Source organism: Lysinibacillus sp. NPDC056959, from assembly GCF_042674095.1.
In the GTDB taxonomy this organism is placed as follows: Bacteria; Bacillota; Bacilli; order Bacillales_A; family Planococcaceae; genus Lysinibacillus; species Lysinibacillus zambalensis.
Window position 1 is genome coordinate 37,557 of sequence record NZ_JBHURE010000026.1, and the last position, 23,737, is coordinate 61,293.

At 36.8% G+C, this 23,737-nt stretch carries 27 protein-coding genes and 1 rRNA gene; 1 reads left to right on the forward strand and 27 read right to left on the reverse strand.

Annotated elements, in window-relative coordinates:
* Window positions 1-192: 192 nt before the first annotated feature.
* From ACFTQ7_RS21115 to metG, 13 genes are all read right to left on the reverse strand, one after another.
* Window positions 193-1,152 (reverse strand): ribose-phosphate diphosphokinase, encoded by a 960-nt coding sequence (locus tag ACFTQ7_RS21115; RefSeq protein WP_349661767.1) that lies wholly within the window; start codon window positions 1,150-1,152, stop codon window positions 193-195.
* Between the two features lie 24 nt (window positions 1,153-1,176).
* On the reverse strand, window positions 1,177-2,547 hold the full coding sequence (gene glmU, locus ACFTQ7_RS21120; RefSeq protein ID WP_386830847.1) for a bifunctional UDP-N-acetylglucosamine diphosphorylase/glucosamine-1-phosphate N-acetyltransferase GlmU: 1,371 nt from the start codon (window positions 2,545-2,547) through the stop codon (window positions 1,177-1,179).
* 262 nt (window positions 2,548-2,809) lie between these two features.
* Window positions 2,810-3,112, reverse strand: coding sequence for a septation regulator SpoVG (gene spoVG, locus ACFTQ7_RS21125; RefSeq protein WP_349661765.1), 303 nt, complete (start codon window positions 3,110-3,112; stop codon window positions 2,810-2,812).
* Between the two features lie 301 nt (window positions 3,113-3,413).
* Entirely contained in the window at window positions 3,414-3,788 is a 375-nt protein-coding gene (locus ACFTQ7_RS21130; protein ID WP_079563682.1) for a RidA family protein, read from the reverse strand.
* Window positions 3,785-4,618 carry a pur operon repressor gene (gene purR / locus ACFTQ7_RS21135; RefSeq protein ID WP_079563681.1) on the reverse strand — a complete coding sequence of 278 codons (834 nt, stop codon included), beginning with the start codon at window positions 4,616-4,618 and terminating at the stop codon, window positions 3,785-3,787. Before purR ends, ACFTQ7_RS21130 begins: the two co-directional genes overlap by 4 nt.
* Before the next feature lie 56 nt (window positions 4,619-4,674).
* Window positions 4,675-5,541: a 4-(cytidine 5'-diphospho)-2-C-methyl-D-erythritol kinase gene (ispE, locus tag ACFTQ7_RS21140; protein ID WP_197142746.1), complete on the reverse strand. Its 867-nt coding sequence runs from the start codon at window positions 5,539-5,541 to the stop codon at window positions 4,675-4,677.
* A gap of 453 nt (window positions 5,542-5,994) precedes the next feature.
* Window positions 5,995-6,177 carry a small, acid-soluble spore protein, alpha/beta type gene (locus ACFTQ7_RS21145; protein ID WP_206700644.1) on the reverse strand — a complete coding sequence of 61 codons (183 nt, stop codon included), beginning with the start codon at window positions 6,175-6,177 and terminating at the stop codon, window positions 5,995-5,997.
* Between the two features lie 114 nt (window positions 6,178-6,291).
* The gene (veg, locus tag ACFTQ7_RS21150; protein WP_386830851.1) at window positions 6,292-6,552 is read right to left on the reverse strand and encodes a biofilm formation stimulator Veg; all 261 of its coding nucleotides are present in this window, start codon (window positions 6,550-6,552) and stop codon (window positions 6,292-6,294) included.
* A gap of 157 nt (window positions 6,553-6,709) precedes the next feature.
* On the reverse strand, window positions 6,710-7,591 hold the full coding sequence (gene rsmA / locus ACFTQ7_RS21155) for a 16S rRNA (adenine(1518)-N(6)/adenine(1519)-N(6))-dimethyltransferase RsmA (protein WP_386830853.1): 882 nt from the start codon (window positions 7,589-7,591) through the stop codon (window positions 6,710-6,712).
* Window positions 7,584-8,150, reverse strand: coding sequence for a ribonuclease M5 (gene rnmV / locus ACFTQ7_RS21160; protein WP_386830855.1), 567 nt, complete (start codon window positions 8,148-8,150; stop codon window positions 7,584-7,586). The genes rsmA and rnmV overlap by 8 nt, the downstream gene beginning before the upstream one ends.
* A gap of 270 nt (window positions 8,151-8,420) precedes the next feature.
* The gene (locus ACFTQ7_RS21165; RefSeq protein ID WP_386830857.1) at window positions 8,421-9,650 is read right to left on the reverse strand and encodes a resuscitation-promoting factor; all 1,230 of its coding nucleotides are present in this window, start codon (window positions 9,648-9,650) and stop codon (window positions 8,421-8,423) included.
* 137 nt (window positions 9,651-9,787) lie between these two features.
* Window positions 9,788-10,558 carry a TatD family hydrolase gene (locus tag ACFTQ7_RS21170; RefSeq protein ID WP_349661761.1) on the reverse strand — a complete coding sequence of 257 codons (771 nt, stop codon included), beginning with the start codon at window positions 10,556-10,558 and terminating at the stop codon, window positions 9,788-9,790.
* 252 nt (window positions 10,559-10,810) lie between these two features.
* Window positions 10,811-12,787 carry a methionine--tRNA ligase gene (metG, locus tag ACFTQ7_RS21175; protein WP_386830859.1) on the reverse strand — a complete coding sequence of 659 codons (1,977 nt, stop codon included), beginning with the start codon at window positions 12,785-12,787 and terminating at the stop codon, window positions 10,811-10,813.
* A gap of 436 nt (window positions 12,788-13,223) precedes the next feature.
* On the opposite strand from metG, the gene ACFTQ7_RS21180 reads away from it, so the two are divergent.
* Window positions 13,224-13,502, forward strand: coding sequence for a transition state genes transcriptional regulator AbrB (locus tag ACFTQ7_RS21180; RefSeq protein ID WP_079563673.1), 279 nt, complete (start codon window positions 13,224-13,226; stop codon window positions 13,500-13,502).
* A 520-nt stretch (window positions 13,503-14,022) separates the two neighbouring features.
* On the opposite strand, the gene rsmI is transcribed toward ACFTQ7_RS21180, so the two are convergent.
* The 14 genes from rsmI to rrf all read right to left on the reverse strand — a co-directional run.
* Window positions 14,023-14,895 carry a 16S rRNA (cytidine(1402)-2'-O)-methyltransferase gene (gene rsmI / locus ACFTQ7_RS21185; RefSeq protein ID WP_386830862.1) on the reverse strand — a complete coding sequence of 291 codons (873 nt, stop codon included), beginning with the start codon at window positions 14,893-14,895 and terminating at the stop codon, window positions 14,023-14,025.
* Entirely contained in the window at window positions 14,892-15,155 is a 264-nt protein-coding gene (locus ACFTQ7_RS21190) for a GIY-YIG nuclease family protein (protein ID WP_386830864.1), read from the reverse strand. The genes rsmI and ACFTQ7_RS21190 overlap by 4 nt, the downstream gene beginning before the upstream one ends.
* The gene (locus ACFTQ7_RS21195) at window positions 15,139-15,888 is read right to left on the reverse strand and encodes a tRNA1(Val) (adenine(37)-N6)-methyltransferase (RefSeq protein WP_386830866.1); all 750 of its coding nucleotides are present in this window, start codon (window positions 15,886-15,888) and stop codon (window positions 15,139-15,141) included. Before ACFTQ7_RS21195 ends, ACFTQ7_RS21190 begins: the two co-directional genes overlap by 17 nt.
* Window positions 15,889-15,951: 63 nt before the next feature.
* Entirely contained in the window at window positions 15,952-16,308 is a 357-nt protein-coding gene (gene yabA / locus ACFTQ7_RS21200) for a DNA replication initiation control protein YabA (RefSeq protein ID WP_349661756.1), read from the reverse strand.
* 27 nt (window positions 16,309-16,335) lie between these two features.
* A complete protein-coding gene (locus tag ACFTQ7_RS21205) occupies window positions 16,336-17,151 on the reverse strand; it encodes a PSP1 domain-containing protein (protein ID WP_386830868.1) in 816 nt (271 codons plus the stop codon).
* Window positions 17,144-18,148 (reverse strand): DNA polymerase III subunit delta', encoded by a 1,005-nt coding sequence (holB, locus tag ACFTQ7_RS21210; protein WP_386830870.1) that lies wholly within the window; start codon window positions 18,146-18,148, stop codon window positions 17,144-17,146. Before holB ends, ACFTQ7_RS21205 begins: the two co-directional genes overlap by 8 nt.
* A 175-nt stretch (window positions 18,149-18,323) precedes the next feature.
* A complete protein-coding gene (locus ACFTQ7_RS21215) occupies window positions 18,324-18,764 on the reverse strand; it encodes a YaaR family protein (protein ID WP_079563665.1) in 441 nt (146 codons plus the stop codon).
* 86 nt (window positions 18,765-18,850) lie between these two features.
* On the reverse strand, window positions 18,851-19,180 hold the full coding sequence (locus tag ACFTQ7_RS21220) for a cyclic-di-AMP receptor (RefSeq protein ID WP_049667342.1): 330 nt from the start codon (window positions 19,178-19,180) through the stop codon (window positions 18,851-18,853).
* A 231-nt stretch (window positions 19,181-19,411) separates the two neighbouring features.
* Entirely contained in the window at window positions 19,412-20,041 is a 630-nt protein-coding gene (tmk, locus tag ACFTQ7_RS21225; RefSeq protein ID WP_386830873.1) for a dTMP kinase, read from the reverse strand.
* 17 nt (window positions 20,042-20,058) lie between these two features.
* A complete protein-coding gene (locus ACFTQ7_RS21230; RefSeq protein WP_386830875.1) occupies window positions 20,059-21,483 on the reverse strand; it encodes an aminotransferase class I/II-fold pyridoxal phosphate-dependent enzyme in 1,425 nt (474 codons plus the stop codon).
* 90 nt (window positions 21,484-21,573) lie between these two features.
* Window positions 21,574-22,110, reverse strand: coding sequence for an HXXEE domain-containing protein (locus ACFTQ7_RS21235; RefSeq protein ID WP_386830877.1), 537 nt, complete (start codon window positions 22,108-22,110; stop codon window positions 21,574-21,576).
* A 170-nt stretch (window positions 22,111-22,280) separates the two neighbouring features.
* Window positions 22,281-22,835: a TetR/AcrR family transcriptional regulator gene (locus ACFTQ7_RS21240; RefSeq protein ID WP_386830879.1), complete on the reverse strand. Its 555-nt coding sequence runs from the start codon at window positions 22,833-22,835 to the stop codon at window positions 22,281-22,283.
* Window positions 22,836-23,103: 268 nt separating this feature from the next.
* Window positions 23,104-23,538 (reverse strand): SRPBCC family protein, encoded by a 435-nt coding sequence (locus ACFTQ7_RS21245; protein WP_386830881.1) that lies wholly within the window; start codon window positions 23,536-23,538, stop codon window positions 23,104-23,106.
* 106 nt (window positions 23,539-23,644) lie between these two features.
* Window positions 23,645-23,737, reverse strand: a 5S ribosomal RNA gene (rrf, locus tag ACFTQ7_RS21250); the annotation flags it as partial.

Genomic DNA, 23,737 nt, shown 5'->3' on the forward strand with positions numbered 1-23,737 from the left:
ATGACACTTATTAAGGCTATAATAATATTTACTATTTTTCATAAAGTAGTGTAAATATTATTAAGTCACAACTACCATATACCCTTTTACAAGAAAATTCAAACAAAGTAAACCTAGAAAAAAGGACAAATCTACTTGCAAACGTAGATTTGTCCTTAATAAGCCACATATCGGCTCTTGTTTATTTATATATTAATCAAATAGAGTACTTACAGATTTGTTTTCATAAACACGAGAGATTGCATCTGCCATTAATTTAGCTACTGAAAGCTCTGTAATTTTTGGAGATTTTTTCTCGTCTGGAAGCTGGATTGTATTTGTTACAACTAATTCTTTAATCGAAGAGTTTTCAATACGCTCGATTGCTGGGCCTGATAGTACTGGGTGAGAGCAACAAGCATAAACTTCTTTCGCGCCAGCAGCACGTAATGCGTCTGCGCCGATTGTAATTGTACCAGCAGTGTCAATAATATCATCAATCAAGATTGCCACTTTACCATCAACATTACCAACAATGTTCATTACTTCTGCAACGTTTGGTTTTGGACGGCGTTTGTCAATAATTGCAATAGGTGCTTTTAAACGTTCTGCCATTTTACGAGCACGTGTTACACCACCATGGTCTGGTGAAACAACAACGATTTCATCTTCTGGAATACCTTTTGATTTGAAGTAATCAGATAGTAAAGGTACTGCCATCAAGTGGTCGATTAAAATATCGAAGAAACCTTGGATTTGCGGTGCGTGTAAATCTAAAACGATAACACGTGTTGCACCAGCTGTTTCAAGTAAGTTTGCTACTAATTTAGCTGTAATTGGCTCGCGTGCTTTTGCTTTACGGTCCTGACGAGCATATCCATAGTAAGGCATTACAACGTTTACTGTACGAGCAGATGCGCGTTTTACAGCATCTACCATAATTAAAAGCTCCATTAAATGTTCGTTTACAGGTGCAGAAGTAGACTGCACGATAAACACATCACAACCACGAATACTTTCTTCAATGCTAATTTGAACTTCTCCATCGCTGAAGTGTTTAACAGAAGATTTACCTAATTCAACACCCATTTCTTGCGCAATTTCTTGAGCAAGTGGATTGTTAGAGTTAAGTGAAAATATTTTTAATTGTGAGTTTGCATAATGATACGGCATGATGGCCTCCTGTTTAGTTGATAATTATTTTGAATTTAATTTGCTTACATAATTCGGTTTGTTTTCTTGTCTTGCACGAGCAATTGCAAGTGCATCCTCAGGAACTTCTTTTGTAATTGTAGATCCTGCTGCAATAAATGAACCTTTTCCAACTTTCACTGGCGCTACTAAGTTAGTATTACATCCTACAAATACATCATCTTCAATAATTGTTTGGAACTTGTTTTTTCCATCATAGTTTACTGTAATGGAACCACAGCCAACATTGACATTGCTTCCTATTTCAGCATCGCCAATATAGCTTAAGTGGGATACTTTCGTGTCATTACCTAGTTTACTTTTCTTCACTTCTACAAAGTTACCAATTTTCACATGGCTACCTATATCAGAAAGTGGTCGAATATTTGCAAACGGCCCTATAGCTGTGTCTTCTGCTACAGCGCTTTCACGTACAACAGAAGAATGTACAGTTGTTCGGTCACCGATACGGCTATCAATGATTTGTGTGTTTGGCCCGATTATACAATCTTCACCAATAACAGTTGCACCTTCAATCATAGAACCTGGTTGGATGACAGTATCACGACCAATCATTGCTTCAGCGCTGATGTATGTTGCTTCTGGATTAATAATTGTGACACCATTACGCATATGCTTTTCATTAATTCTTGCACGCATTAGCGCCTCTGCTTGAGACAGGGCAACACGATCATTAACACCAAGTGTTTCTTCGAAATCTCCCGTTACATATGCTTCAACGACTTCGCCTTGTTTTTGTAAAATTTCAATGACATCAGGTAAATAATATTCACCCTGTGCATTGTCGTTTTTCACAAGTTTTAATGTCTCAAATAAGGCCTTATTATCGAAGCAATATGTGCCCGTATTAATTTCTTTCACTAGTTGTTGCTCAGCTGAAGCGTCCTTTTGTTCAACAATTTGCTCCACTTGTCCATTGTCGCCACGTAAAATGCGACCGTAGCCTGTTGGATTTTCAGCAATAGCTGTTAAAATTGTTGCCTTGGCTTTCTTTGCTTGATGATGCTCGAACAAAGCTTGCATCGTTTCAGGGCGGATAAGTGGTGTATCACCACAAACAACTAATGTTGTCCCTTCTTCGCTACTTAAAATTGCCTCAGCCTGTTGTACAGCATGAGCTGTCCCTAACTGTTCAGCTTGTAAAACATACTCGCTTTTATCGCCAAGTTGTTGTTTCACCATTTCTGCACCGTGTCCTACAACCGTTACAATGCGCTTCACATCTAACGTTTGAATGTGATCCACCACATGTTGCACCATAGGTTTCCCACATACTGGATGTAGCACTTTATATAATTTGGACTTCATACGTGTACCTTGACCTGCAGCCAAAATGACAGCAAAAATGTTGCTCATCTGTAAGTCCTCCAATACGCTCATTTTCTCTTATGACTATATAGCAAAATCCATCTATTTTCAAGGCATGTTGACTTGACAAAAAGATGAATTTCCAAATCAAATGCACCTTATGCTCGAATGTTAATATGTATGTCTTAAAAACTGCTCGTTTTCTCTTATTCTCAAAATAAAAAGAACTCTCCAAATATGAAGAGTTCTTTTTATTCACTTTTATCATAAGTATAAATTGCCGTAGTTTAATTTACACTTATCCCTTTTACTATACGCCAATTCCTTCTAATTCTTCTGCCTTCTCAGTCGCGTCTTCCTCGCTTGAATTATGGTACTCGTTTAAAATAATCTCTTGAATTTTATTACGAGTAGTAGAATTAATAGGATGCGCAATATCTCTAAATTCACCGTCTGGTGTCCGTTTACTTGGCATAGCAACGAATAATCCTGTATTGCCATCAATCACACGAATATCGTGCACTACGAACTCATTGTCGAGTGTAATGGAAGCAATCGCACGCATGCGACCATCCGTCTGTACACGACGTAACCTTACATCAGTAACTTCCATTTTCTCACCACCTCTCTTCTTAGATGCCTAAATATAAATATAATATTCTTTATTACCGAATATTTTCCTTTTTATAGTCTATCAAATTTTCTAAAAAATTTGAATACTTATTAGTATAATTTTCACTAATTTACGTAATTTTTGACAATTGTTTGTCAGTCTCCCTGAAGCTCCACTCTCGCACAGAAAGCATTTGTTGCTATTGCTTTGCTTTCGTCTACAAAAACATTTTAGAACGGAGAATAAAAAAGGCCCACTAAAAGAGTTAATCATTTCTCTTTCAGTGAGCTTAATACATTTCTTATTTAACGATAGCAATAACTTCAATTTCTACACTTACATCTTTTGGAAGACGCGCAACTTCCACTGCTGAACGTGCCGGTTTATGATCCCCAAAATGGCTAGCATATACTTCATTCATCGCAACAAAGTCGTTCATATCCTTCATAAAAACGGTCGTTTTAACAACGCTGTCTAAAGATGCTCCGGCAGCTTCTAAAACGGCTTTCAAATTAGCAAATACTTGATTTGTTTGAACAGTGATATCACCTTCCACTAATTCACCTGTTGCTGTTAGTGGAATCTGACCTGAGCTATAAAACATGCCATTTACAATAATTCCTTGTGAATATGGTCCAATTGCTGCTGGTGCATTTGTTGTTGCTACTACTTTCATTTGTCATTTCCCCTTTTAGAAAAATAGTTACCTTCACTTAATGCAATTGTACGGTCTTTTTCATTGACCTCATGAAGCTTCACTAGTGAATAATAATCATCTACTAAAGTTTCGTCTGCATGCTCAGCCTCTACAAGCACTGCAATACCAGCTAGTTGACAGTCAAACTCCTCTAATAGATTTTTCATGCCATTCATTGTACCGCCGACCTTCATAAAATCGTCAGTAATAAGCACTCGTTGTCCACTCTTCATGCTTCTTTTTGATAATACCATTGTCTGAATTCTTCTGGAAGAACCAGATACATAGTTGATGCTAACTGTAGAGCCTTCAGTTACCTTACTATCCCTTCTGACAACAACAACCGGTACATTTAAATGTCTTGCTATCGCATGGGCAATAGAAATACCCTTTGTAGCGACAGTCATTATGACATCAATTTGTTGATCAGCAAATGCGGATGCAAATACCTTACCAACTCGATTAATTAAATCTGGATTGCCAAGTAAATCCGTCATAAATAAATAACCGCCTGGTAATAAACGATCTGAATGCTCAAGCTCCGCTTTTAAATCATGAATAACTAAACGGACCTCGGCTTCGGACATTTTAGGAATATACTTTACTCCTCCTGCAGCGCCCGGTACTGTCATCAATAACCCGATTCCTTTTTCTTCGAAAGTTTCTTTTACAATCGTCAAATCTTCACTAATGGAGGACTTTGCAGATTGATATAATTCAGAAAAATAAGTTAGCGGGATCAGCTGATGTGGATGTTCTAGTAAATAGTACGTCATATCAACTAGTCGTTCACTACGCTTCCATTTCATGCGACCCTCTCCTAAACACGAATATTTATAGGTAAAATTAACACAAATTTGCGGTTTTAAGCAAGCGTATTTCGCTCGCCTAAAATCCGAACTGCATATACTTCTTCGCAAAAACCACGTAAACCATTATAAATGCGACTTACTCGAGCTTCACTATCTACTAAACCGAACACCGTCGGACCGCTTCCACTCATTAATGTTGCATCTGCTCCAAAGCGCTTCATCTGTTCCTTTAACATTACTACCTCTGGATGCAGTTTAAATGTTACAGTTTCCAAAACATTTCCTAATGATGCACATAGTAGCTCATAATCTTCCGTTTCAATAGAACGAATCATTTGCTTCGTATTTGGATGTTCTAACCCTTCAACCTTTAGCCCTCCATACACTTCTGCAGTAGAGACACCTATTTTAGGCTTAGCTAAAACTACCCAACAGTTTGGTGGTGCAGGCAATTCCTGAATTTTTTCTCCACGCCCCGTGGCTAATGCTGTGCCACCATAGACACAAAACGAAACATCTGAACCAATTTTCGCACCTAATTCAGCTAACTCATCTATAGATAACCCTAAATTCCACAGCTCATTTAAACCCTTCAGTGTAGCAGCCGCGTCGCTACTGCCACCCGCTAATCCCGCTGCGATTGGTATTTCTTTTTCTATAGTAATGGATACACCTTGTCCAATGCCGTATGTATCTTTAACTAGACGCGCTGCCTGATAAGCAAAATTCCGATGATCGTTCGGTACGAAATTATCAGTCGAAATTATTTCTATTACACCATCTTCTCGAGATTCTAAACAAATACGATCCGCTAAATCCACAGTCGTCATGACCATCTCTACTTCATGATAATTATCTGGTCTTTTATAAAGCACATCTAATGTTAAATTTATTTTTGCAGGCGCCTTTACATAAAGCATCTTTCTTCCTCCTTATAGCTACACTTATCACAATTACCGCCAGGTCATTCAGTCGATACTTGAACCTCCCACTACCTTAAATGTAGGATTCTTCTGCAAAACATCAGCAGCTGGCGTTCACTTTCGCTATATTAAAGATTTTCTGAATGAAGATAAATCTGTTGTTCATCTTTTAATTCATTTTATTTTACCATAATGGGAAAGCGAAAATGGAAAAAAAGAACCGTATACCCCTAAATGGTGTAACGGTTCTCTCTCGTCAGTTGTGTTGTTGTGTCTACAGGAAGCTTTCGTCCCTGCTGAAGATCAATTAAGCCTCGGCATAATTGCGTCTGCCGGAGAAACACGGTGTTGGACCTCAGGCACTTTCAAATATGCCTGGACACCCGCTGAAAAGCGACTCCTCTCACCACTATAGAGATGAGAGACTTCTAATAAGCAGTCTAGTTCAGGCTACTTATTATTTTCTTGCTCATTACTTGCCCTTTCAGCCATTTCGATGGCACGTTTGACCATATTACCGGCATCTCGAGCTTTAATGCCGCCCCAGCCTTCTCGTTGCACAACATCATAAAATCCAAGCTCTTTAGCGATCTCTTCTTTTAAACGAGGTGACATGATACCTTTTCTAGGCATAATAAACTCCTCCTTTTACAACTGACGAATTTAGTATGTCCCAGAAAACGCAAAACACTCATGTAGTTTTTTACATACATGAGTGTTTCAAAATATAGAAATAAGTACTAGAAACTATTTTGCGACAGCAGCCTTTGCTTCGTCTAAAAATGTAATCTCTACTGCTTCAGTTAAAATATCTGTGTAACTATACGATACGCGCTTGCACGTATTGTCTTCTTGATCAAGCTCAACCACAAAGATAGCGCGATATGTCTCACGCAATACCCCTGCACACTCGATCGTTTTCTTGCGACCTCCGTTTGCTCTTAACTGCAAACGTTTACCCAAATGACAATCCAACGACTTTTTAATGTCCGCTAAAGTTTTTGGCATTTTCGCTTACACCTCACTATTTATTAGTATAAGCGATTCGCCCAAAAATGTCAACAAAATATAATATTTTATCAGCAGATTATAAATGTTGTCAACTTATTTTTCATAAAAACATCATGTTTTTTTACGTATACTCAAAAAAGTTAACAAAAATTTTTTACTTTGCAAACGTAGGATATAGTACATCGGCTAATTTTCCAAACTCTTGAATAGTTAACGTCTCTCCTCGACGTGTTGGTTCAATATTTACCGCTTGTAAAGCATCCATTATTTTTTCTTTGTGTGCCTTACCATTTGGTAAACCCGATTGTAAATTATTGAAGATTGTTTTTCGTCTTTGTACAAACGACGCACGAGTAACAACAAATAAAAAGTCCTCATCAATTACTTTTACTGGAGGTTCATCATGTTTAATAAGACGAATCACTGCAGAATCAACATTTGGCTGGGGCATAAAAACAGTTTTCGGCACTGTCATGGCAATATCAGCCTTCACATAATATTGAATCGCAATTGATAAAGAGCCGTACTCTTTCGTTCCAGGTTTAGCCGTAATACGGTCTGCTACCTCTTTTTGCATCATGACAACAAATCCGCGAATTGGCAAACGATCATTAAGTAATTTCATTAAAATCGGAGTCGTCACATAATAAGGTAAATTTGCTACAACCATAATATCCTCAATACCCGGCATCTCTTCCTGAATTACTTTAGCAACATCCGCCTTTAAAATGTCTGAATGTACAATTGCAACATTATTATATGGACTAAGTGTGTCTTCTAATACAGGTAATAGTCGCTGATCAATTTCAAAAGATACAACCTTTTTTGCACTTCTTGCTAAATGCTCTGTTAATGCTCCAATACCAGGACCAACTTCGATTGCACCACTATTTTCAGTTAAATTTGCGTGACTAACAATATTTCGTAAAATGTTCGGATCTACTAAAAAATTTTGACCTAAGCTTTTTTTGAATGAAAACCCATATTTTTTTAAGATTTCTTGTGTTCTAATTGGTGTTGCAATATCCTTATGCATCATTTTCCTCCTGATCTACCTGTGCGATTGCCGCACCAAATTGCTTTTCTGTGATTTGAAACATTTTTAATCTTTTATGAAGTTGTTTACCGTTTGTTGTACCAATATTCAAAATTTCTCCAAGACGATCACGACGAGCTTTCGCCTGTGGGTGGCCAATTAAACGTGCAGTCATTAAATCTTCGAGCGTAATGTCATCATTGGTTGGCTCAACATCATTAGGAGTATAGACATGCCGTAGTGCCTCGCGTATATCTTCATCTGCTGCATGCTCTATGCCTAGTCCTTTACCGTTTTTCGCAATTGTTTTAGCTTTTGGTAAAAAAGCGTGTTTTACACCTTTTACACGCTCCTCGATAATGGCACGAATTCGACGTCCTGGATAGTCTGGGTCAGTAAAAACAATAACACCTCTTTTATCCTGTGCATGCTGAATTCTCTTTAGTGTTTCCTCTGAAATAGCCGACCCATTAGTTTCTATTGTATCTGCTTGCACAGCTCGCTTAATAGCCGTTGTATCATCTTTCCCTTCAACAACGATGATTTCTTTTATTTGCAAAAAGGCCCCTCTTTTCTACCTTATCTTCAGACCATTTTACAACTGCACTGTATGATTGTACAGAAATACACGGCTACTTACCTTATGCTATTGCTTGTACTCTCTCTTTCAAGTAAACCGGGCAGTTGATGTTACAGCTTAATTTCTGTAGATAGGACTATATTTATCCTCCAGTACAAATACTGAAAAAAGATAAAAAAAGCTCCCCCGCCAGTCAAAACGGGAAAGCCAGTAAGTGAAAAAACATTTTTGATTAATTTTACAATTTTTTTAATTTAATACTTTTATACGAACTTTCCTAACTCCCCAAGAACTTGCTTGAGATTCCGTTTGTACAAGTATGTCGATCTTATTACCCTTAATTGCACCACCAGTATCCCCTGCTATAGCTGTTCCATAGCCTTCGACCCAAACTTTTGAGCCAAGCTTAATAACAGAAGGGTCTACTGCAATTACTTTCAAACCAGAGTTTGATCGTAAATCAATGCCAGTGGCAGATGTCCCCGAGCAGCCATTACAATACGGCGTATAGGCAGTTGCCGTTACATAAAATTCTCTACCGCTAGCTGGCTCTGTTGACCCACGTGAAACTGTCGGTGCAGTCGATGCACTAGCAACAGTAGCTACTACAGTTTTAGTGCCTACTGCAACTACTTGCTTCTGCGGTTCTTTTACAACATTTTTAGATTGTAGATTTTTAGCTACAACTTGGCCGTTCTCTTTTACGATTTCATACGTTTTAGTCATTAAACCTTTTTGGCCTGCTGTTACAATTTTTTGTTTTCCCTTTTGCAATGAAGCATCTTGCTTCTTTTCAATTGCGAAATCTAAAGAGTCTTCCACTACATCGATAACCTTTTCTACGCGAACTACTGTGATTTTACTCTGTGGAGTGATTACGTCCTTCAGGTTATTCTCGACACGATCGAATTCATTTAGCTGAATTCCTTGTTGTTTTAAAAAGTTAGCGACCGTAGTCGAAGTGGACCATACTTGTCTTTTGTTTACTCCATCGACAAGCGATACTTGAAACGCTTTTTGAATATCGATCTTGTTGTCTGCTCCTATTTCTGTATCTATGCCTTGTTTTAAAGAATCATGCTCTGATACTTCAATATTCGCTTCTTTCAAAATGTCTTTCACTTGTGTTTCAGTTGTCCAAACTTTTGACTGATTTCCATCAACTGAAATAGTTACTTCTTTTGCCTGTTCCCATGAAATTGCTAAACCATTAACAATTTTGGTGTTCAGAGAGGGTGATATTTTGTCATGCTCTGCTACGTCTATATTTTGACCTTGTAATAATTGTTCTACAGTTTTGGCATGTGTTGTTACTTCGATTGCTTCACCGTTCGCATCAAGCGTTACAGTTTTTTTAGTACCTTGATAAAGTACGAATGAAATTACAGATACAAACAGAATAAGTGAAATAACGCTTATTACTGTTTGCTTACTCCTCAATGATCCTAAGAACAAGTTTTTCATGGAATTATTTGACATGAAAAAACGCCTCCTTAATATACAAGGTTGGATTATACGTACTAGATTTGGCACTGTCAACCCGAATGTATTTCTAAGAAAATTGACATCGCCTTTTTAGCCAACCACAAACCTAGTATTGGAGGCGTCTCAGCTAGTTAATTGTCAATCTTAAAAAATTTTTTCGCATTGGTTGTCGTTACCTGTGCAATTTCCTCAATCGTTAAACCTTTTAAACGTGCAATTTCTTCTGCAACTAACGGTACGAAAGCTGGTTCATTACGTTTTCCTCGATATGGATGGGGCGCTAAATACGGTGCATCTGTTTCGATCATCAAATGCTCTACTGGTATTTCTGTTGCCACTTCTTTCGGCATTCGCGCGTTTTTAAATGTCACCGGTCCACCAAGACTAATCATAAAATTCATAGCAATACATTCATGTGCGGTTTCCACGCTGCCACTAAAGCAATGCATAACGCCTCCCACGGAAGCTGCATTTTCTTCTCGTAAAATTTGAACAACATCCCTAGTTGCATCTCTGTTATGAATAATGATTGGTAAATTCAACTTTTGTGCTAAATGAATCTGCTTGCGGAAAAGTGCTTGTTGAACATCTTTTGGTGATTTATCCCAATAGTAGTCCAACCCAGTTTCACCAATACCCACTATCTTTGGATGTGCTGCTAATTCCTCAATCCAATCTAAATCCTCTTGTCTACAATCAATGGCGTCAACCGGGTGCCAGCCTATAACACCATAAACAAAATCATATTGCTCAACTAGTTGCATTGTTTTTTCAATGGTTTTGCGATCGAAACCAACAACAACCATCGTTTCTACCTTGGCCTCAAGAGCTCTATCTATAACCTCTTGTAAATCCTCTTCATACTGATCTGCGTTTAAGTGTACATGTGTATCAATAAACATCGTCATTCTCCTAACATAGATTTTATTAAAAATTATTATTTCGTATTTTACATAACTGTTACAAATTTATTACAAACAATTTTGTATTATAACATTACGCATAACCAAAGACCCTTCATTTGTTACTATTTACCTAAAAACATCTAGTTTTTACCGCAAATAAATTATTTCAAGATAATAAATCACTCGTTTTCAAATGGATTTTAAAAGCCTGCTGAACTTTTTTTATTCAGCAGGCTTTCCTAAAATTGTTTACTTTACTTTTGCGCCATTCTCTAGTTTTGAATCCACCGATGCTAATTTTAAAATTCCATCTTTTTCACCAGCTAGAATCATTCCTTGCGATAATTCACCTCGTAATTTAACTGGCTTTAAGTTAGCGACTACAATCACTTTTTGACCAATTAATTCATCTGGAGAATAGAACTTTGCAATACCTGAAACTACTTGTCGTTGCTCATATCCAAGATCCACTTGAAGCTTTAATAATTTGTCTGCTTTCGGAATCGTTTCACACGCTGTTACAGTGGCTACACGTAAATCCACTTTCATAAAATCATCAATTGTAATTTCTGGAATTTCTGGAATATCCATAGCTTTTTGCTCACCTTTTGATTCTTCTTCTTGTGGAGTTTTCACTGAACCACGCATTTCCTCACGAATATACGTAATTTCAACTTCATTTTCTAGACGAGGGAAAATCGGAATCCCTTTTTCTACCACTTTAATGTTTGCTGGAATAGTATTGCCGAATGTTTCAATTGTTTCCCATGCTAAGAATTTGTCATCCAACCCTAATTGTTCAATAATTCGCTTAGGCGTAGATGTCATAAATGGTTGTAACATGACAGCAATTTGGTGTAAACTTTCCGCCAAATTTCGCATAACAGCTCCTAATTTTGGCTTATCAGTTTCCGCTTTAGCTAGCACCCATGGTTGAGTTTCATCTATATATTTATTTGTTCTTGAAACTAGGGTCCATAAGTCGGCTAATACGACACTAAATTGCATTTTTTCCATACTTTCTTCATATTTAATACGAACTGATTCAGCCTGCTCTTTTAAAGCTGCGTCAAACTCTGTCGATTGGAGATTTTCAGTTGGAATAATGCCATCGAAATATTTATTAATCATTGAAATAGTACGATTCAATAAATTTCCTAAATCGTTTGCTAAGTCGAAGTTTGTACGTTCAACAAAAGATTCTGGCGAAAATACACCATCAGAGCCGAATGGTAACTCACGTAATAGGAAATATCGTGTTGCATCTAAACCATAACGCTCTATTAACATTTCAGGATAAATAACATTGCCTTTTGATTTAGACATCTTACCGTCTTTCATCATGATAAATCCATGAGCAAACACTTTTTTAGGAAGTGGTAAATCTAGTGCCATTAAGAAAATTGGCCAATAAATAGTATGGAATCGAACGATATCTTTACCAACTACATGTACATTTGCCGGCCAATATTTATTGAATAATGTTTCATCCTCTGATAGATAACCTAATGATGTTATATAGTTAGTTAAAGCATCTACCCATACATAAATTACATGTTTAGGATCTCCTGGAACTTTAATGCCCCAATCAAATGATGTTCTTGAAACAGATAAATCTTCTAGCCCTGGTTTAATAAAGTTATTAATCATTTCATTTTTTCGAGATTCAGGCTCAATGAAATCAAGGTTTTCTTCATAATAAGCTAAAAGACGATCAGCGTATTTCTTCATATTAAAGAAGTAAGATTCCTCTTTAACTTTGTGTACCGAACGACCACAGTCTGGACAGTTACCGTCTACTAATTGTGTCTCAGTAAAAAATGATTCACATGGTGTACAGTACCAACCTTCATACTCACCTTTATAAATATCACCATTATCTAAAAACTTTTGGAAAATCTTTTCGACTGTTTTCGTATGACGCTCTTGCGTTGTTTGAATAAAGTCATCATATGAAATGTCCATTAATGCCCAAAGCTTTTTCGCAGCATCTGCAATTTCATTTACGTATTCTTGAGGATGCTTGCCCGCTTCAGCAGCTTTTTCTTGAATTTTTTGCCCATGCTCATCCATTCCAGTTAAAAAACGTACATCATATCCGAGTAAACGTTTATAACGTGCAATTGTATCTGATGCTACAGTTGTATACGCTGTACCAATATGGAATTTCCCACTTGGGTAATAAATAGGGGTTGTTATATAGAATGTTTTATTTTGTTCGCTCACTAGAACTGCCTCCATTGTTTCACAGTATACTATCTATTCTAACTAAGTACTAAATTCGTTTCAACTTCTTTCAGCGAGTGTCACGTAATCAGAAAGGAGCAAAATATAGGATGTTAGCCGATTTCGGACGCAATTATGCCAAGCATAATTGGTTGAAAGTTACTTATGCGCGAAAAATGTCGAATAATATAATTAATCCATTTAATGTCTTAAATAAGAAGCTTTTTTACTATAAATTAAAATATATAATAAAAACCTTTTAAAAAAACCAAAATATCTGTTTTCTTCTCAAAAAAATTTTTCGAAACAATAATATTAGTGTATTAATTAATTGACGTTTATGGCATTACTTGGTATGATAACTATCAGACAAGGAATTATGTCGAAATTTGACGAAATACCAATATAACTTTTAACATTAGGAGGAAATATAATTATGAAATCAACAGGAATCGTTCGTAAAGTCGATGAATTAGGTCGTGTAGTAATTCCAATCGAATTACGCCGTACATTAGGTATTGCAGAAAAAGACGCTTTAGAAATCTATGTGGATGACGACAAAATCATCTTAAAAAAATATATGCCTAATATGACATGTGCAGTAACTGGTGAAGTTTCTGATGATAACTTCCGTCTAGTTGGCGGCAAATTAATTTTAAGCCCAGAAGGCGCAGAAATGTTAGTGAATGAAATCCAATCTAACTTAAAAAAATAATTTGATACACACCTAAATCAAGCACAGTGATTTGGGTGTTTTATTTTTTATCAATTTCTCCTTAGCGTAATTGCGTCCAGAGGCGTTATTATTCAATAGAAGATAACTATAATATAACCAATTTTTAAGTCCCTTATAATGTCCATGTCAGACCTTTCATAGTTAAGAGTACTATTTTTTACAATTATTATCAATTAAATAGTTTATATGCTCATCACTAAAGGTTTGACATGATATTTGTTAAAACGTATACCATGTATTTAAATTGATTGACGTGGAGGTTGGGTGACTTCTTGGGGATCAGCTATAGAGGAACGAAGGCTAAAACCATCACATCCTGTGATAACGCCTTCGTAACCAACAACAACTGTTTTATCTGTGCGAAAGCGTAGCGACAGCAACAAAGCGCCCAGCCGGAACGGAAATCGACCATACGTTTTGGTGATGAGCTATTTTTATAATTACCTATTTAGATATACAAAAAAGAGGTGCCTATATTAAGGCGACCTCTTTCTTTACATTAACTATGGTATTCATTATAGATTTCTCGCTTAGCTACTTGACGTAGTTTGGCTACTTCTTTTATAGCTTCTTTTGATGTAACACCAGTTTGATCAATAATATAATCAACATGTTCAACAATAGACATTGTCATCCAATAGGCTTGTTCATCATTTTCTTCCTCAGTATTTTCGTTTCCTTCAAGGACAATACAAAATTCTCCTCGAATCTCCTCTGTTTGTGACCATTCCACTGCTTCAGCCAACGTACCACGTAAAAACTCTTCGAATTTCTTAGTTAACTCGCGAGCTAATACAATTCGACGATTACCAAGAATAAATTCCATATCTTTCAAGGTTTCCTTTAAACGGTGAGGAGCCTCGTAAAACAATATGGTTTCTTGACGTTTTTTTAGTTGCTCTAATTGCTGTCGACGTTCCTTTTTTCCTCGATTTAAAAATCCATAAAAGAAAAATGGCTGCGGTGTCAATCCAGAGGCGATTAATGCTGATATTGCAGCATTGGGACCTGGCACCGGCACAACTGGAAAGTCTTGCTCAATTGCTTTTTCGACTATATCTGCACCAGGATCGGAAATACACGGTAGACCAGCATCACTAACTAATGCAACTGTTTTTCCTTCACGTAAGAATGCTAATAGCTTCTCTCCCCCCACCTCTATATTATGTTCATGATAGCTGATCAGGGGTGTTGCTATATCAAAGTAGTTGCAAAGCTTTTTGGTATTACGTGTATCCTCAGCAGCAATAATATCTGCTTCCTTTAAAATGCGTAGCGCACGCACACTCATATCCTCTAGGTTACCAATAGGTGTTCCAACTAAATATAAACAACCTGTGTGATCGTGCATTGTACTTTTTTGAGATTTCATAACGCATCCCTCCCTATATATTTCATTTTTTGCGCTCGTGTTAGCTGTTTAAAAGCATATTCTGCACGCATCGCCTCTTGTTTCGTATCGAATTCCTCTACATAAATACATTCCACTGGTCCTCGTGCTCTCGTATATTTTGCTCCCTTACCAGCATTATGTACAGCGACACGTCTATCTACATTATTCGTGTAACCAGCGTAAAAGGATTGGTCGGCACATTCTAACACATAAAAATAATGGTTACTGTTCTTTTCCATAAAGAATTTCTCTCACTTCTGCTGTATATTCATTATCCGCATTATACACATACAGGGGTGGTAATATTTTCAGATCCGGTTTACCGTCCTTAATTCCTTCTATTAATAGTGTATTGGCCTCCTTACCCTCTTTCGGGTAAATAAGTTGCATACGTTTAGGCTCTATACGATTCGCTCGCATTGCCGTAACAATATCTAACAACCGACCAGGACGATGAACAAAAGCGGCCTTTCCGCCCTGTTTTAATAATTTACTTGCTGATTGTATTGATTCCTCTAACGTTAAATATAGTTCATGACGGGCAATAGCATAATGCTCACTTAAATTTTTATCACTAGCTTCATGTGCTAAAAAATATGGTGGATTACATGTTACAACGTCATACTTTTCAATACCAAGCTCCTTAGGAATTTCCTTCACATCACCAAGGACCATATGAATTTGCTCTTCCAACTTATTATAACGGATACTTCGATCAGCCATATCAAATAAGCGTGGTTGAATTTCTACTCCTGTAATATGTCCCTTTGTTCTAGCACTTAGAAAAAGTGGGATTACACCATTACCTGAGCATAAATCAACAATTTTTCCTTTATGGTGTGGGACATTGACAAATTTCGAAAGTAGCACTGCGTCCAATGAAAACGAAAATACAGAGGGGCTTTGAATAATACGTAAATCCTCAGCTAATAAATAATCTAACCGTTCATCATCTTTCAACCATTCTTCCATGTTTCTTCCTCCTACTATACAAAACAAAAGACTGACACCACCATAGTGGGAATCAGCCTTCTATTACACATTTTGTTTATTTAAAAATGATAGACAAAACAGACAGTCTTCACCTTTACGTGAACTTCCGAAATGAACATGACAAACATGGAAGCCTTCATGGTACAAACGTGCTAGGTTATCATAACCCTCGCCTATATCTAACGGATTCTCTTTCTTCTCATCAATAGTCTGTTCAGAGTTTTCATTAGAAAGTAATTCTTCTAGACGTGTACGAAGGTGATGATTTTCTGTTTCGAGTGTCTTATGCTCCTCCATCATTAACGCTACAAATTGTTTCAATGCACCAAATTGCTCCTGCATTGCTTCGAGCTGTTGTTCGAACTCCATAACGGTATCTAAGAAATTACGGTCCTTCACCCAAGCCACCTCGTTCAGTTCTCTATCTTATATAAGATTTTTTTCGCATGCTAGCAGTTCTTCTAATGTATACTCGACTGTACGCTCCTGCTCATGTAAATATACTTGAATGAGTCTTTCCAGTACATTTAAACCTACAACTTTACCTCGTCCATCTGGTGTCATCGTCAATTCACCGATGTCTGGCATGCCCTCTTTCGCTTCCTCATATTCATCATTTTCATATTTCAAGCAGCACATTAAACGACCGCAAAGACCTGAAATTTTAGATGGATTTAAAGATAGGTTTTGATCTTTAGCCATTTTAATAGAAACCGGCTCAAAATCTCCTAAAAATGTTGAGCAGCAAAGCATCCGGCCACATGGACCAATACCACCTAACAACTTCGCCTCATCACGTACACCAATTTGACGAAGTTCGATACGTGTTCTAAAAACGGAAGCTAGATCTTTTACAAGATCTCGAAAATCAACGCGTCCTTCAGCCGTAAAATAAAAGATGATCTTATTACGATCAAATGTATATTCAACATCAACGAGCTTCATTTCTAAATTATGCTCAATGATTTTTGTACTTGCTAGTTCAAATGCGCGCTTTGATTCGGCAGCATTTTCCTCTACTTGAATACGATCACGTTCATCCGCTGGTCGTAGAACTTGTTTAAGTGGTAAAACAACATCATTATCCTCAACAACCTTTTGAGGGACAACTACTTTACCATATTCTACACCGCGAGCTGTCTCTACAATAACATATTGACTTTCCTCTAGTAGATATGATGCTGGATCAAAATAATATATTTTACCCGCTTTTTTAAAGCGGACTCCAACTACATTATACAAATGTATACCCCTCCTGCAGATTTAGCATTAACTGCTCCATCATTAACGTCCTATTCATGTTACGCTGTAAAGATGAACGTGCCTGTAAAATAGACTCCATTTGACTAGATAGACGTTCATAAGTCGAATGTAACGCCGCTTCTTTAAATGTCTGTAACATGTCTGGGTAAGTACAAGCTGATTCGGGATTAGCTTTTATTGACACTATATCACGGTAAGCAAATAGTAGTAAATCTAATGCCTGCTCCATCTCGCCTTTTTCTTTAAATAGTGGCAACCATTCTTCATGTACAACAAGCATTGCTTCATGTACGTTCTGGCGAATTGCCTCTACTAATTTTAACACTGTTTTTCGAGCATGTGCAAACTGCTCATCATCTGCTAAAATCATAGCTGTTTCGAGCTCGTTCGTCATCATGCTCACTGTAGAAGCCATCGAGTAAGAAATATTATTATCTTGTAAATGCTTTAACAATAAATGTCGAGGCATTTTTTGAAATTTAATATGCTGACAGCGAGAGCGAATCGTTGGTAAAATTGACTGCATTTGCTCCGTTAATAAAATCGCAGTTACCTCACCATCAGGTTCCTCTAAAAATTTAAGAATCATGTTTGCAGATGCAATATTGAGACGGTCTGCATGATGAAGTACATAAATCTTCCGTCCCTCTTCAACACCCATCATCTTCATTTCTGCAATTAATTCACGTATTTGATCAATTTTTATAAATTGACCCTCTGGATAAATTTGATGAATATTCGGATGATTACCCGAATCAACACGTCTGCAATTTCGACATGTTTCACATGGAACATTTTGCATTGGTTGCTCACAAAGCATTAATTTTACAAAAAACTGCATAATATCTACTTTGCCTGTCCCTTTTTCACCATCAAAAATGTATGCATGTGCTAATCTATGTTTGTCAAAAATCGTTTGAAGCTGCTTCATTACGACTGGTTGCAGTGCGAATAGCTCTTCAACATTCTTGGCCATATATTTAAATTCCTTCCTATATCAATTACACTCATAGCATAATTGTTTCCTATTGCCTTTTTCAGTACAGAAATATCTACAGTTTTAGAGCAGATAGATTAGTTTCATCGTGAATTGAGTTCATACCATTCAGTTCGAAAAAAGCCCGCGCCTACAAGAGAACGAGACACGGGTTTTACATATACAAATTAATTAATAAGCCTTTTATCTCACCGATTTTATCGAGAAGATCAATTGCTTCCTTTTCTTCATCTAAAATATCTTGAGCAAGCTCCACAAGACGCGTATCAATAGTTTCAATAATTTTTAAGCGTCTTCCTTCACCAAAACGATTCCATGAATGCGATTGTTTTAAATCCATACCATGTTCTACTGTTTCTTGTAGGAATCGTTTAACAAGCATTTTAAAACGAGCAAGCTCTCGTAAATTACGCGATCTTGCAACACGATCACCTGCTGTAGAAATATCCCCTAGCAATCGCGTAAGCTGTTCAGTTTGCAATTTGGTGCCTTGCTTGACGACCATATCTCCAAATCGGTTATTTTGATTATTGTTATGCAGTGGTTCTTTACGATTAGTATTTAACCCGACACGTATATCTTGATTGATCTTCAAGCTGTTTCGCCCCCACTTGCTTTCTTTACCAAATACACAAAAGCTAAATTATAATGTGTTTTTTCTCATTTAACGTTGGCAATGATTTAAAAATGATGGAACTGTTCAATTGGTAATACAAAAACTGTCGCTCCACCTACCTCTACCTCCACAGGATAAGGTATATAGGAATCTGTATTCCCGCCTAATGGCGAAACAGGTGCAACCATTTGTTCTCGTGCACGACAATTATCACGAATAATATCTAAAACTTTGGGTATGAGAGAGTCTTCCGTTCCAATAAGAAACGTCGTATTTCCAGAGCGTAAAAATCCTCCAGTGCTCGCTAATTTAGTTGCGCGAAACTGATTTTTCGTTAAAGCATTCGATAAGCGGCTGCTATCCTGATCTTGCACTACAGCTACGACTAACTTCATTCGCACTCACCCCTTCGATAAAATTCATCTAAATAGATTTTAGTTACCTTTTCCGTGACATACGTTAGAGTTCCTCTGTTTCAGTAGGTGTTCGGAACAACTACTAAAACAAAACTACTTCTTCATTCATCTCAAAACATTCGCTACTGTCGCGCAGAGAACATTTTCTGAATGAAAATAAGATTATAGTTGTTACCATTATATCACATTGTGGTAGACAACTTCATGCATTTACTGTATTGCTTCATATATTAATGACCATACATCTTCAACAACACGATTAATATTTTGATCCGCATTGACGACATATATACGCTCAGGATAACGCTCCACTAGCTGTAAATACCCTTCCCGAACCTTGTTATGAAAAGCTAAACTTTCAACATCTAAACGATTGACCTCTCGCTCTCCATGAGCATGAATCCGTGCCAAGCCAACCTCAGGTGCAAGGTCAAATAAGATTGTCATATCAGGTAACTTCTTACCGATTGCAAACTCATTAATAGATAATACTTCATCAACGCCGATACCACGTGCATATCCTTGGTATGCTAAAGAGGAATCGATAAAGCGATCGCAAATAACCATTTTTCCAGCATCCAACGCAGGTCGAACTTTTTCAAAATAATGCTGACTTCTCGCCGCCGCGTATAATAACGCTTCTGTACGCTCATCCATGGCTGTATGTTTGGGGTCTAAAATTACGCTCCTAATTTTCTCAGCAATCTCAATACCACCAGGTTCTCTCGTTGCTAATACATCAATCTTTTCCTCTGCAAGTCGCTCGGCTATTTTTTGAATGACTGTTGTTTTTCCAGCACCTTCTGGACCTTCAAATGTAATAAATAAATTGCAATTCATGCTGTTATAGCCTCCAACTATTTAATGATCTCAATCATCTTTTCTTCTAAACGGTGATTTCCTTGGAACGTTGCACCAGTAGCTAGTAACTCCTCTAACTGACTCAACTTTGCCACGGTTATTTTTTCTCCTGGAACAAGCAGTGGAATACCGGGTGGATACGGAATAATCATACTTGCAGAAATCCGTCCCATCGTTCGCATATACGGTAACCATTCTGTTTCCGCCTTATTCATTTCATCAAATGTATAGGTCGGTTCCGTAATGGCCACAAAATTATAGGCCGTTTGTGAAGCAATTACGATTTCCGCCTTTGGTGTACTTAATAACAATGTTATAGCCTCTTTAATACGGACACGTATTTCTGCAAATGGATAGTTATGCCCCTGTTTCAACAAAGGCAGCACAAGCAATACTTGATTTGCATCTGCCAGTTCTGCATATACATGCTTTGCTTCTAATGCTTCCTGTAATTGAAAACCCGTATAGCCCTTAACACGTAACAATAATTTGATAGGGTCGTCTACCTCAATAACTTCCAAAGAGCCAATAGCTCGTAATGCCTCTATCCATTGATTCCTTTTTTCTATTATATATGCACCGTCACTCTCCATATATGTCTGTACATAATAGCGTGCATCATCTAAAGAAGCCAATAAAAGGTAGGATGGGCTGCTAGATTGTAGCATACGTAAATAGTGATTTATTTTGTCGACTTCGACTAAGTTAGACTTAACATGCATAAAGGATGCCATTGTCATCGCTGGCAATGTTTTATGCGCAGACTGTACTACTATATCTGCACCAAATGTCAATGCAGATGGCTGAAATAAATTACATGCACTAAAATGAGCTCCATGTGCTTCATCCACTAAAACAGGAATACCTTTCTCATGACAATACGCAATCTGCTGCTGTATTTCTTTCGATGTCATACCATAGTAAGTAGGATACGTTAATACTACTGCACGTGCCTCTTGATAATAATCAACTGCTTCTTTTAAATCTTTATAAGAAACATGGGTTGCCGTTAATGTTCGTTCATCCCATAGCGGAGATACAAATACAGGCTTCGCCCCAACAAGCTCAATCGCGTGAAATATAGACTTATGTGCATTACGTTGAACAATAATCGTATCACCTTTTTTACATGTGGCATAAATCATTGCTAAATTCCCAACTGTAGATCCACCTACTAAAAAGAAACTTTTCATCGCCCCATATGTATCTGCCAATAAGTTTTCTGCTTCTAATATCATTTCCTCTGGATGATGTAAGTCATCAAGACCTGATAATTCAGTCACATCATATCGCATTACATCTTTAAAGGGCTGAGGAAGATGGGATAGTTCTCCGTGCTTATGTCCTGGTACATGAAAGGAAATATTTTGTTGTTGTTGAAAGCGCTCTAATCCTTCTACAATCGGCTTTTTCTTTTGCAAAACAAAACACCCATTTCCGTTATATTCTTATTTAATTATAACACTTACGTTAGAAAAAAATTTACTGAATGGATATAAATAAGGTGAAATTCATATAACCTTTTTCCCGATCCAATGTGCTAGTAATGCAATAGGAATCAATAAAAGACAAAATGGCAAGCAAACAAAAATAATGTTCCATGTTATGACGTTATTAATTAATAACGAACGATACAACATTAAACTATATGGAATGACGATTATCAAAGATGTGAGTGCACCTGGTGTAATGGAACGAAGAAAAATAGACTGTGCAAGGTGAGTGAACGCATGTAGAAAGTAGGTTAGCGTAACAACAGTGAAGAAGTAGATATCTCCGAACGGCCCTTGATTCACATATTGATTTGCTACAATAGTGGAACTACTTACAAACATAAATACTACGACTACTGCTACGGCAAACTGTGCTGTCGACATCGAGAACTGTTTAATAACTCGATTAGCAATTTTTTTCGGCAATCTTTCATACAAAATCGTAGAATTCTTATTCAACCACTTTTCAACCATAATGATTTCTTCAAAATCATGAAGAATAAACATAATAGGAAATAGCCAAATAAGTGTTTGAATACCTATCCATTGCTCCATAATGATTCCTCCTTTTTAAATTATATTGAGTAATCACTCAAATGTTTCTCAAAAAAATAGCTCCTCTCTCAATAACATGGCTTTCCTAGTGCGTTCGACCTTCACTTAAATCGACTATACAAATTGCACAAGTTTTAACACATCCCATCCACGACTTCTGAAATACTTACTTAATGGGAAATTTGCATTCCTTTTAAAATAAACGTCGCTATCTCCTCAATGTAATCGTCATTTCTAATTGGTTTTTTTTCTGCTTTTCTTTCTTCAACTAAAACATGCGTTAATATTGTTGAAAGAAGCATAGAAGCTGCCGTTTCTACTGTCTTTTTTTCTACAGTACATGAAGAAGCTCTTATTAAAAATGAACGAGCCTGTTCACCCATTGTATTTATAAAATCCACAATATCCTTACTAACATTTGTGTTCTGCACTATTTCTGGGGACCAAATAAAAGTTAAAAAGCTTTTATTACATGATAAAAAATTGGCATATAATTGGCCAAATTTAATTAAAGCCATATATGGCTCCACCTTCGAAAGCTCTTTTATCTCATTTTGTAGAGAGCCAATAAATGAAAACTCACGAATAAAATAGTTTAGAAGTTCATTTTTATCTTTAAAATAATAAAATATAAGCCCCTCTGCCACTCCACTCTTTACTGCTATTTCTTTAGTAGTCGTTGCGTTAAAGCCCTTTTTAGTAAAAAGCTCTAATGACGCTTCCAAAATTTTATCCTTCTTTGACACCAAACCTTTTCACCACCGATTTTATATTTGAGTGTTTACTCAAATATAAAGGTTAAAAAAGAATTCTGTCAAGTTATTCCAATTTATTCGGTTTCTACTCATTAACGTTTTAATAAAATGCCATTTCAAATTTTTGGTGATAAGTCAGAAAAAGATCATTGCAACTAAAAGCAATGATCTTTTTCTATGACATGACACTCTTCTTTTATTAATAACAATTATGCCGAGGCTAATTGTGTCGGAAATACTAGATACTAGCCTTTATTGCCATCTCTTGTACTAGCTGTTCTACTAATGGTGGTACAAACTTTTCTAAAATTGGATTCATCATTCCTGCAAGGAAACCACTTGCCTTTAATGTTAAATTACCTTCTAACTGACATGTACCATCTTGGTTTTGTGTAACTTCAAAGTATCCATCACCATTTAAAGGATCTGATAAGCCTACCAAATCAAATATAACCTGATTAGGATTTGATTCCTTACACTTAAGTTCAATCTTTACAGCTTTTTGGATAATTCCAAAATCCCCTTGAAATACCCAAATCATACTTCGTTCACTTGGGAATTCATGATGTAAATAACCAGGTATTAGTATAGCCCATTCTGCTTTATTTTGAATAAACTCCTGTAGCTTAGCTTTTTCAATTTGAATATTTTCTCTATATACCCCTGTTGCCATTTAAATACACCCCTATATTTGTTTATTTAAATTCTAACATTTATTGGGTGTTATTACTGATTTTTTAAAAATAAAAAAACCACTGATTTCTCAGTGGCTACTTTGTGCCTAGCGACGTCCTACTCTCACAGGGGGAAGCCCCCAACTACCATCGGCGCTAAAGAGCTTAACTTCCGTGTTCGGTATGGGAACGGGTGTG

Coding starts and splice junctions, on each gene's coding strand:
- ACFTQ7_RS21115 (WP_349661767.1), bottom strand. CDS start 1,152: ATGCCGTATCATTATGCAAACTCACAATTAAAAATATTTTCACTTAAC.
- glmU (WP_386830847.1), bottom strand. CDS start 2,547: ATGAGCAACATTTTTGCTGTCATTTTGGCTGCAGGTCAAGGTACACGT.
- spoVG (WP_349661765.1), bottom strand. CDS start 3,112: ATGGAAGTTACTGATGTAAGGTTACGTCGTGTACAGACGGATGGTCGC.
- ACFTQ7_RS21130 (WP_079563682.1), bottom strand. CDS start 3,788: ATGAAAGTAGTAGCAACAACAAATGCACCAGCAGCAATTGGACCATAT.
- purR (WP_079563681.1), bottom strand. CDS start 4,618: ATGAAATGGAAGCGTAGTGAACGACTAGTTGATATGACGTACTATTTA.
- ispE (WP_197142746.1), bottom strand. CDS start 5,541: ATGCTTTATGTAAAGGCGCCTGCAAAAATAAATTTAACATTAGATGTG.
- ACFTQ7_RS21145 (WP_206700644.1), bottom strand. CDS start 6,177: ATGCCTAGAAAAGGTATCATGTCACCTCGTTTAAAAGAAGAGATCGCT.
- veg (WP_386830851.1), bottom strand. CDS start 6,552: ATGCCAAAAACTTTAGCGGACATTAAAAAGTCGTTGGATTGTCATTTG.
- rsmA (WP_386830853.1), bottom strand. CDS start 7,591: ATGCATAAGGATATTGCAACACCAATTAGAACACAAGAAATCTTAAAA.
- ACFTQ7_RS21165 (WP_386830857.1), bottom strand. CDS start 9,650: ATGTCAAATAATTCCATGAAAAACTTGTTCTTAGGATCATTGAGGAGT.
- ACFTQ7_RS21170 (WP_349661761.1), bottom strand. CDS start 10,558: ATGTTTATTGATACACATGTACACTTAAACGCAGATCAGTATGAAGAG.
- ACFTQ7_RS21180 (WP_079563673.1), top strand. CDS start 13,224: ATGAAATCAACAGGAATCGTTCGTAAAGTCGATGAATTAGGTCGTGTA.
- rsmI (WP_386830862.1), bottom strand. CDS start 14,895: ATGAAATCTCAAAAAAGTACAATGCACGATCACACAGGTTGTTTATAT.
- ACFTQ7_RS21190 (WP_386830864.1), bottom strand. CDS start 15,155: ATGGAAAAGAACAGTAACCATTATTTTTATGTGTTAGAATGTGCCGAC.
- ACFTQ7_RS21195 (WP_386830866.1), bottom strand. CDS start 15,888: ATGGAAGAATGGTTGAAAGATGATGAACGGTTAGATTATTTATTAGCT.
- holB (WP_386830870.1), bottom strand. CDS start 18,148: ATGGCCAAGAATGTTGAAGAGCTATTCGCACTGCAACCAGTCGTAATG.
- ACFTQ7_RS21220 (WP_049667342.1), bottom strand. CDS start 19,180: ATGAAGTTAGTCGTAGCTGTAGTGCAAGATCAGGATAGCAGCCGCTTA.
- tmk (WP_386830873.1), bottom strand. CDS start 20,041: ATGAATTGCAATTTATTTATTACATTTGAAGGTCCAGAAGGTGCTGGA.
- ACFTQ7_RS21235 (WP_386830877.1), bottom strand. CDS start 22,110: ATGGAGCAATGGATAGGTATTCAAACACTTATTTGGCTATTTCCTATT.
- ACFTQ7_RS21245 (WP_386830881.1), bottom strand. CDS start 23,538: ATGGCAACAGGGGTATATAGAGAAAATATTCAAATTGAAAAAGCTAAG.